At 67.5% G+C, this 7,002-nt stretch carries 4 protein-coding genes; 1 reads left to right on the top strand and 3 read right to left on the bottom strand.

Annotation, left to right across the window (positions count from 1 at the left end):
- Positions 1 to 1,087, bottom strand: a 1,087-nt coding sequence (locus ABD946_RS03760) for a DEAD/DEAH box helicase family protein (protein ID WP_345280024.1), incomplete at its 3' end; no start/stop codon positions are given.
- Between the two features lie 134 nt (positions 1,088 to 1,221).
- Between ABD946_RS03760 and ABD946_RS03755 the strand changes: the two genes are divergently transcribed.
- Positions 1,222 to 4,107 carry an NACHT domain-containing protein gene (locus ABD946_RS03755; protein ID WP_345280022.1) on the top strand — a complete coding sequence of 962 codons (2,886 nt, stop codon included), beginning with the start codon at positions 1,222 to 1,224 and terminating at the stop codon, positions 4,105 to 4,107.
- A 40-nt stretch (positions 4,108 to 4,147) separates the two neighbouring features.
- On the opposite strand, the gene ABD946_RS03750 is transcribed toward ABD946_RS03755, so the two are convergent.
- The gene (locus tag ABD946_RS03750) at positions 4,148 to 5,686 is read right to left on the bottom strand and encodes an HNH endonuclease (RefSeq protein WP_345280020.1); all 1,539 of its coding nucleotides are present in this window, start codon (positions 5,684 to 5,686) and stop codon (positions 4,148 to 4,150) included.
- Between the two features lie 457 nt (positions 5,687 to 6,143).
- Positions 6,144 to 6,998, bottom strand: coding sequence for a hypothetical protein (locus ABD946_RS03745; protein ID WP_345280018.1), 855 nt, complete (start codon positions 6,996 to 6,998; stop codon positions 6,144 to 6,146).
- Between the last annotated feature and the right edge of the window lie 4 nt (positions 6,999 to 7,002).

Below are 7,002 nucleotides of genomic sequence, written 5' to 3'. Positions count from 1 at the left end.
GCCGTTGTCGGTCATCGCCTTGTGCACGGCGAGGTGCAGGGCGGTGGTGCGCAGTGCACTGCCGGCTCGGTCGCCGATGGGCTGGGCGCTGGCGGTCCTCACGTCGTCGGTCTGGGCGTGTGCCGGGCCTGGTGCCGGTGGCCGGGGAACTGCCCGGTCGGCTACCGGTGCTCGGGGCACTGCCTGCCCCGGCGTTGGCAGGCTTGGCCGTGGGCGCGGTGGTGGTGTCGGTCCGGAGGCGCTGGTGGAGGTCGGTGTCGGTGATGGTGGGGATGAGGATGCGGTAGTCGGCGAGGACGCCGTCCTCGACGGCTTGGTGGAGGGGGTAGTGGTGGACGGTGGGGCCGTAGAGGTGGGTGTTGTCGAGGGAGTTGACCAGCCGCGGATCGCGGGAGGTGGTGCGGTTGGTGGTGGTGCGGCGTCGGGGGCGGTGGGGTGCGGCATCGGGGTCTGCGGCCAGGTCGGGGCTGTCCCAGATCCTGGGGGTCGCGGTGAGGAAAAGGCGCCGGTCGGCCTGGACCTCGCGGTTGTCGAGGACCTTGGCCCACGTCTTGTCGTGGTGCCCGGAGATCCGGTGCGCCTCGTCCATGATCGCGAGATCGAACGCAGGTGCCTGCAAGGCCTGTTGGGCTTCAGTGATCTTGCGAAGGCTGTCGTAGAGGGCGAACACTGTCAACTGCCCGGCGGTCTTCACCAGGCGGGCGAGGCGGGTGAAGTCACCCGTGCTGCCGACATTCGCCGCCTTCAGGTCGCTGCTCGCGCCGGCGTCCATCGAGGAAACCAGCAGCATCGGCTCCCGACGCCGGTCCGCCCGCCACGCCAGGGCCGTCTGCACCGCCAGGTCCTTCGTCGGCACCACCACCAACACCTGGTGCGCGCCGACCTCCTCGGCGACCCGGATCCCGATCAGCGTCTTCCCCGTCCCGCACGCGGAGACCACCGTCGCCCGCGACCCCGCACGGCGCAGCTGCCGGGCGGCTGCCGCGATACCCGCCTGCTGGTCCGCACGCGGCCAACGACGCTCCCCATTGGGAGGGGATGTGGCCGTAGCGGTGGCCAGGGTCGAGGGATCGGGGGTCTTGGTCACAAGCAGCAAGTCTCCCAGCCCCGGCGGAGTGCGCGTGGCTGCATGGCCTTGCAGATAGCTCGAATACGATGCTGCCTGCCATCCCGTCACATGTGGCATCTAGGTTGTGGGCTGGGATGAGGCTGGGAGGCAGCGTGTCGGAATTGACAGGCCGGTACAACTATGAGCAGCTCGGGGAGAAGCCGTTCCAGCGGTTGTGCAACGCCCTTTTGGTGAGCGCCTTCCCGGACGTTCGGTGTTATCCGGTCGGACATAGCGACGGCGGAAGGGATGCGGTCCTGCAGTTGGACGGGGCACCAGCTGTGATCTTCCAGGTGAAGTGGAGCAGTAGGCCGACGAAGGATCCGGTGGCCTGGCTTTCCCGTGCGGTGAAGGAGGAGCGAGGCAATATCGAGCGTCTGGTGTCCGAGGGAGCCCGGGAGTATGTCCTGCTGACTTCGCTGACCGGGACGGCGGTCCCGGGGAGTGGCACGATGGATCGTCTCGATGTCGAACTCGCTAGGCACTCAGAGGAGTTCGGGGTCGCGATGAGGGTCTGGTGGCGGGCTGATATCGACGCGCGCCTGGATTCTGCGCCCGAGTCGCTCAAGCGGGCCTACTTGGGCATGTTGTCCGGCTACGACGCGGTCTACAGCTTCAACCGTGGTGCGGATGACAGTGACCAGGTGCCGCGTGTCATGCCTTCTGTGATGCGGTCCTACGCTGTGGCCGGGGTCATGACCGATCGGTGGTTGCGGCTGGGTCAGGCTGGTGCGGAGCCTTCGTCTGGGCGTATCGGACTGGGGGTGGTGGCCGTTGACCTGAAGGCTGCTCTCACCGCTCCTTCCGGCACGGTCGATTGCGCGTTGGCGTGTGGTCACGTGATCGAGCGCGGGGAGGAGATCCTCCGCCCGTCCCGGCAGTCGGCGCGGGCACCGCAGCACATCCTGCTGCTTGGTGGTCCGGGACAGGGCAAGACCACCCTCGGCCAGTTGGTGTGCCAGGCCTACCGGGTCGCGTTGCTCGACGAGCGGGTGTTGTCCGCCGATACCTGTGATGTGGTGGGCTCTCTGCGCCGCGACCTCCAGGAGGCCGGCATTCCCGTGCCGGGGCACGGCCGCTGGCCTGTGCGCATCACCCTGCACGAGTACGCTTCTGCCCTTTCCTCATCTGAGTCGGATACCTACGGCTTGCTGGAGTTCATCGCCTGCCAGGTGGGTCACGGAGTCACGGTGGAAGCAGTTCACGGCTGGCTTAGGGACTGGCCCTGGCTTCTGGTGCTCGACGGCTTGGACGAGGTGCCGAGAACGGTGCGGGAGGTGGTCATGGAGCAGGTCGGCTCTTTCCTCACCACGGCCCGCCTGGTCGACGCTGACCTGCTGGTGGTTGGTACCACTCGCCCCCAGGGCTATCGTGGCGAGTTTCACTCTGGTGATTTCCAGTGCCTCACTCTCACCGAGCTGACCGTCAACGACGCCCTGCACTACGCTGGCCGACTCGCCGAGGCCCGTCACCATGATGATCCTGAAGCATGTACCACTGTGGTGGAACGGATCTCGGCTGCGGCCAAGGACCCCACCACGCGACAGCTCCTGGGGTCCCCGCTTCAGGTGGCGATCATGAGCCTGCTTGTTGAGAAGCGACGGCGGCTGCCGCACAACCGCTACGAGCTCTTCGATGCCTACTACGGCACCATCTACGCCCGTGAGGCTGACAAGCCCACCCGAACAGGTGAGCTCTTGGTGGAGTACCGGCGCCACATCGACTGGCTGCACCGATATGTCGGACTCACGCTCCAGGCTGACGAGGCTGTCACCAACGGCTGGGATCCTCTCGTCATGGCCGAGGAGACCCTACGCGAGTGCCTTCATGCCAGGCTGCTGGCGGAGACCGAGAATCCGGGCCGCTCCCGTGCGCTGGTGGACGAGCTCGTCGAGGTGGCCACCGACCGGCTGGTACTCCTGGTGGCCCCGCGCCCTGGCACGGTCGGCTTCGAGGTGAAGAGCCTCCAGGAGTTCTGCGCCGCCCGTGCGCTCCTTTCAGGCCCCGACGCGGACATCGTCCCCAATCTCGAGCCCCTAGCTACGGATCCCACCTGGTACCAGGCCTGGCTGCTGGCCGCCGTCGGCTTGTTCGCCGACCATCCCCACCTCCGCGACGAGTTCCTGGTCATGCTCCGCGGCCTCGACAGCAGGGGGCTCCCTGAGCGGCTTCTCCTTCCCGGAGCCCACCTGGCACTCGCGCTGCTGAGCGATGACCTCGCCCAGCAGCACCCGCGCCACCACACCCGTCTTGTCCAGCACGCGGCCGAGCTCATTACTGCTCCTGGAACCTTCGAATACGATTACATGCCGCACCTGTTCGGGCAGCCCACGATGGCGGCGAAGCTGGCGCACGCTGCCGCGCACAGCCACCAGGCTCGCAAATACCTGGAGGACACCGCGAAGGCTACGCTCGTCGAACAGGGCCTGCGAGCCGTGTACTGCCTTGCGACAGTGACCAGTTGGGCCGCTGTCGACGGATGTCTCCAGCCTGCGGCGCGGGCGTTGCTGGAGTCGGCCGCACAGCGTATGAGGGCCGATCAGAGGTCCGCAGTACGCCTGTTCGCTTCCGTGGAACTGCGGGGAAGGCTCCTGCCCGGGTTGCCGGCTTACGAGCTAGCGGGGTCTGGTGAGGCCACCACACTGGCTGAGTTTCTGCCCAGCCCCTCGCCGGCGGAGCCTTTGCCGGGGCCTCTCAAGGATGCCGACGGTGCCGCTCGATGTGTCGCTGACTGGGCTTCGTACATCCCCGTCACATACGAACTCGTAGAGGGTATCGCTGTCCCCTTGGTCGACCAGAGCGCGTTGCGGCACGGGGCGTACCTCCCGGACGGCATCTTGGAGTGGGAGTGGCACCCCGACGCCAAGCGGATCTGCGCCGAGGCCGCTCTTGCGCAGCCCGCCACGGGGTGGAGCATCACCCAGGCCCTCCAGTACGGACTTCACTCGATCGCCCGCTGGGACAGCTCGTTCCCTCCGTCGGTTAAAGGTGTCAACTGACCTCGCCTCACTTCTCCGAGGTGGACACGTTGCAGGGCTCTCAGGCGAAGCCCTGTTCTGGGACAAACGACGAGACGACATCGTCATCTGCTCGGTGCTGTGCCGCCGAGGGTGTGCCTTGCCGGTGCCATTGGCGATGCCACCGAATGTTGTCCAGTGTGATGGCGTGCCGGGGATCGACTGTGAGGGGTCCCCGGACTGCGCCGGTCACTGTCTCGACGGCCCGCAGGTCGTCGTCCAGGTAGAGCCCGCCGTGGTCGAACTGGGTGTGGCAGTTGGGGCACAGGCACAGGACGTTGCCGATGTAGTCGTGGCCGCCCTTGCTCAGGGGACGGATGTGGGCGGCTTCGCTGATCGCGCGGCGTGGTCCAGGGATTCGCAGGAGGGTTCCGCACATCTGGCACTGGTTGCCGTACCAGTCCTTGATGTCCTGGGCCACCGCGGTGTCCCGTCTGATCTTCCCGTTCCTGCGCCTGAGCGCCTTGCTCGGTGTTTTCCGTGTCTCGGTTCTGGCGGGCGGGGAGGGTTTGTGCCCGGGGAGTGTCTCCGGTGACCCGGTCGCCGCCGCGACTGCGGCGCTGGTCGCAGTGAGGAGAGCGTCGACGAGGTCCTGCTGGTCGGGGCAGAGCAGCTGGGCTCGGTCCCGGCCGGACCGGGCTGCGACGGACCATGCCGCCTCGATGTGGGCCCCCGTGATCACCTGTGTGTCCTCGGCGAGGGCGAGGGCGCCGGCGATCCGCCGTGTGTGGTCGTCCAGGCGGAAGAACTGGTCTTCCGGCAGGGTCGGTTGGTTGTCGAAAAGCTGCTCGGTGGCCTTGATCGGACCGAACTTCTCGGCGGCCTCGCCGGTCATGCCGATCTCCACCTGGCGGTCGGTCAGGTCGGCGTATACACGGGCGAGTTCTTCCACTGCCCGCGCTGCCGCGGCCCGTACCCGGCGATCAGCGGTCCTGGCGGGGTTCGTCTCCCTGCAGCGGAAGATCAGGAGCCGGGTCGACGAAGCAGGATCGGTCTGCGCTTCGTACCGCCAGTGACGCTCCTGCATCTCCCACAGCACGCCGATCCGGGGAAGGTCCCCCAGCAGACCGAGCCCCCTCAGACGGCTCCGCTCGTCATCACGGCGGTAGTCCCTGCCATCCCAGGCTCTCCTGAGGGTGGAGGCGAGGAACTCGTCGGCGGACGTCCTCGATGCGCCGTGCTTGATCGGGCTGCCGGTGAGCAGCATGGAGAAAGGCGACCCTGGCCGGGTGCGCCTGGCGATGCTGGCGTGGGCTGTTCGCAGACCGGCCTCGGTGGTGAGATCCGGGTGGAGGGTGAGGGAGGGGAACCTGCCCGGCCGGCCCGCTTGGAGGCCGGCGTTCTCCAAGGCGGCGGTGATCATCGGGGGCCGGTCCGCCGGTGCCAGGAAGGCCCCCCAGACGAGGCAGGGCCACCACAGGGACGTGTTCACCCGCGGCGCCACGGCTGCGGACCACCAGCACAGGGCCGCCGCGTAGGCGTCCTCGGCGTCGACACCGCTCTGTACCTGCATCAGCCGCGCGATATCCCGCAACGGACCGCGCATCACCACATCCGACACCCGCACCCCCCGGCAGTGACTACTCGGCCTCGTTAATGATCTATCACTCACCCCTGACACCATCACCAGGTCAGCCCCCTGTGCTTCGCCAGTTGGGACATCCCGTGCGGAATGTGGATGTTGATCCCCCTGTGGGTGGGCGCGGGGCCGACATCGGGGCGAGGCGACTGAGGCGGAGGCGTTTTCTGGGTAATGGGCTGCGCCGGACCTGATGCGCGGGGGTGCCTGACGGGCTGCGGCGCTGGTGACCCGGGGATCAGAGCTGGCGAGTGCCTACGGGCCCGATCCGAAGGTCGGCCATCTTCGGATCGGGCCCGTAGGGAACCGCGTTGAGCTCTCCGTCACGGCCGGTCTTTGCTCAACCCTTCCTTCGTAGCGAGAACACCTGCAGCGGAAGGGCCCAAAGGTCCCCAACCACACGGCCTACCAGCTCCGCCAAAAGTCCGGTCCGACGGGGCTACGCAACTCGGCGGACGGCGCCAGAGGTGAACCACTGAACGAGGGTAGCGGCCAAGTGAACTGCCGCGCGGGCTGCATCAGCCGTCTCGGGGACGGTCGGAATCTGCTTGCCGTGCCGAGAGGTCTGTCCGTCCCACAAGGCGCTCATCATCGCCGCCACCATGGCGATGCCCTCTGACCCTGGGATAGCGAAAGTGAACAGCTCTGGCGTCGAGCGGAGTTCGCCGCGCATGGTGCCCAGTGTCGCGCGGGCATGGTTGGGCTGGACAGCCGCGTGAGCAGCGGACTCGACTGCCTTGATTGCCTCGCTGTGGGCCCGCACCGGATCAGGAGCGAGGCCGTAGGCGGCACGCCAAGCCAGGGCGAGATGGTCGGCCGCCGAGCCCGCCGACGGCACCGCGCCGGTATCCGAAATCACCTTGCGCACGGCGTCCCGAACGGCGGGCTCTACTCGCTCCTCCAAACCGTCGCCTCGATCGTTGACCCGGTAGGCCGACCCGGATTCGTCCAGAAGGGCGGCGAGTTGGCCATCGGGATCTCCGCCGATATCAGTGCTCTCGTGGCCCAGAACCGCGTCCACGACATCCAACAGGTCCATGCCGTCCTGAAGGACGAGGAGGTTGGTGGGGTCCTCACCCGGAAGGCCCGCGATCCGCAAGCGCAGGCCGAGCAACTCCGCGTCCTCGCCGTCAGATGGACTGAAATGGCCACGCAGCCAACGGCGCAGGGGCTCTACAAGGTGGCGCGGCACTCCCTCGTAGGGGGCGAGGTCCTCGTCCGCGGCCATGCCGAGCCGCACGGAGAATCGGGCACGTGGAGCAGTCGTCATGGCACCCAGATCGTAGTGTTCCATTGGC

The sequence above is a fragment of the Kitasatospora albolonga genome (assembly GCF_039535905.1).
GTDB lineage: Bacteria > Actinomycetota > Actinomycetes > Streptomycetales > Streptomycetaceae > Kitasatospora > Kitasatospora albolonga.
Note: the sequence above shows the minus strand (reverse complement) of the source record. Positions and strands in the feature narration are given on the sequence as shown.